We start from the raw sequence: 1,937 nt of genomic DNA, 5'->3' as shown, positions 1-1,937 counted from the left end.
TGGTATGCAGCCTTGCCGTCTCGCGTCCCGTTCACCGCCCCGCCTTTTGCGTCGTTCGTTCCGCGTTGGAAGACGCTAACGATTTTTAGGCCGGCAGCCGTGATCGCCTCCGCCTCTGGCCTGGTCAGGCGTTTCCATGCATAATCCACCGGAACGAGATACCGGCAAGCAAACCGCATGCCTGCCGCCGCCATCGCTTTTGCTTTTTCTGCTGTCAAGGGAACTGCACAATCGATACCTTTAGTTGCTGCCACCTTGATTCCCCCTTTCATTCAACTGTTCCATGATCTGCTTGAAAAAAGCAGGAAACGGTACGCCAAGGTGCCCCAGGTTTTCAAGAATGGAGATACCTTCTCGACCGATGTAGAAGTATAAGGCCAATGTCCTGAACACCGGCGAGTCATTCCCCATGAGCTGATCCAGCATGACGGCCAGACCAACTACGAGCAGAATAACACTCTTTCGTACTCCGCCCCAGAACATAACATCCGAGTCCACTTTTTTGTTTTTGATGGCCCCGAGCAACCCCGTGGCATAATCAGCGACCATTGCACAAATCAATAGCCGGAGGGTAATATCCCACCCTCCAAGGAAAGCGCTAATAGCCGATCCGACGATGGCCACCGCTCCGCCGACTGCTGTCTCCTTTCCATTTGCTCCTATAGCTGCCGTAACGATTGTCTCTTTCAAATTCACTCATCTTCCCTCCTCGCCCAAAGGGCAAAACTAAAGCCCCGCTAGGAACGGGGCAACTCATGGTCTGGATGCATCTTATGATCGATTACTGCGCTAACTCTCCTAACTCCAAAGCTTCCAACTGCCGTTTTACTTCTGGTTTGAGAATGTCCGGCACATCGGAATATGTTTTGTACCCCCGTACAATCAGTGTCACGTAGATAGTTGCCATAGTGTCACCTCCCTTCAAAAGCCAAAGGCAAATAAAAAGCACCACGTTACGCATTGTCTGCGTCCAGTAGTGCTTGTACCTCTTTTTGCAGGTTTGTAGGTACTTGATCAATGGTTTTCAACCCTTCCTTGATCAACCGGTAATAGATATGTGCCACTATGGTTGTCCTCCTTCTAGTGCAGCGATTCGTGCTTCCAATTCAAGATTTTTTTCGTATAGCTCCGTCATCACCTGCATAAGCAGAATTGTGTCAGCATCCGTTTTTTCGTATACCTCTGTAAGTGCAAGCATGCTGTCGATGGTGTCTTGCTCCAACTGTGGGATTGCAGCCTTTCTTTTTGCCTCAGCTACACGTTCCGCCTGCGCCTGACTGACTTCCTTTGGGTTTTGCAAAGGTATCAATCAAATGCACCTCCAAATCCCTTAATCTCGATTGGCTCGGTCGCTGTTCCCTTCTGAATCCGCACACGAATGCTTACGCCCCAGTTTTCGGCTGTTTTCTGGTCGTTAAGAAACACATAGCCGCGCCCATACCGCGCGTAAAAGGAGATATCTTCCCATGCAGGCGCAGCATCAAAAGCGTTGTTGCAAGCCTCAGCGATCAGGATGGCGCCAGCAGGGAGAGTCATATCCAGGGTCAGGAGTACACGCTTAGCTGCTGCATCTGTCGGCCATGGTTCCTCGATCTCGAAGTAGATTTCGTCCTCAAACCGTGTCAGTGTGTACGTGCGGACAGACGTTGCCCCTTGGCTGTCAGTCGCTTCAATTGTTAGAGTGTGCTGCACTCCAGGTTCCAAGCGCAACCAAGTGTCCAACGGTATTTCCAGCGTTTCTTCTCGTCCGGCAACACCAGGGAAAGTACGAAGAACCGTCCCGTTTATTTTCTCTGTAACGGTGAATCCGTTGCCTTCTGGATCTGTAACGTTGTACGAGACAGTCGGTGCTTCTTCAAAGATACCGAGATCGCTGTTTTCTCCGCTAATCGTCGGTGGACGGTTCCATATGACGCGGAATTTCCGGGTTTCCACCG

At 50.8% G+C, this 1,937-nt stretch carries 5 protein-coding genes and 1 pseudogene; all 6 read right to left on the bottom strand.

What is annotated here, in order from left to right; genetic code table 11:
- Positions 1 to 194 (bottom strand): glycoside hydrolase domain-containing protein (locus HGBM_RS24175; RefSeq protein ID WP_245553068.1); only part of this gene is annotated, 194 nt, incomplete at its 3' end.
- 46 nt (positions 195 to 240) lie between these two features.
- Entirely contained in the window at positions 241 to 696 is a 456-nt protein-coding gene (locus HGBM_RS24170) for a phage holin family protein (protein ID WP_019123652.1), read from the bottom strand.
- A gap of 85 nt (positions 697 to 781) precedes the next feature.
- Positions 782 to 907 (bottom strand): CD1375 family protein, encoded by a 126-nt coding sequence (locus HGBM_RS32185; protein WP_019123651.1) that lies wholly within the window; start codon positions 905 to 907, stop codon positions 782 to 784.
- 46 nt (positions 908 to 953) lie between these two features.
- Positions 954 to 1,064 (bottom strand): CD1375 family protein, encoded by a 111-nt coding sequence (locus HGBM_RS31355; RefSeq protein ID WP_019123650.1) that lies wholly within the window; start codon positions 1,062 to 1,064, stop codon positions 954 to 956.
- Positions 1,064 to 1,309, bottom strand: coding sequence for a hypothetical protein (locus HGBM_RS24155; protein ID WP_019123649.1), 246 nt, complete (start codon positions 1,307 to 1,309; stop codon positions 1,064 to 1,066). The genes HGBM_RS31355 and HGBM_RS24155 overlap by 1 nt, the downstream gene beginning before the upstream one ends.
- A pseudogene (locus tag HGBM_RS31980) lies at positions 1,306 to 1,937 on the bottom strand (DNRLRE domain-containing protein); the annotation flags it as partial. The gene HGBM_RS24155 and the pseudogene HGBM_RS31980, both read right to left, overlap by 4 nt.

This window comes from Brevibacillus massiliensis (assembly GCF_000311785.1).
Classification (GTDB): domain Bacteria; phylum Bacillota; class Bacilli; order Brevibacillales; family Brevibacillaceae; genus Brevibacillus_C; species Brevibacillus_C massiliensis.
The sequence above is the reverse complement of the archived record's forward strand: the minus strand, read 5'-3'. Positions and strand labels throughout refer to the sequence as shown.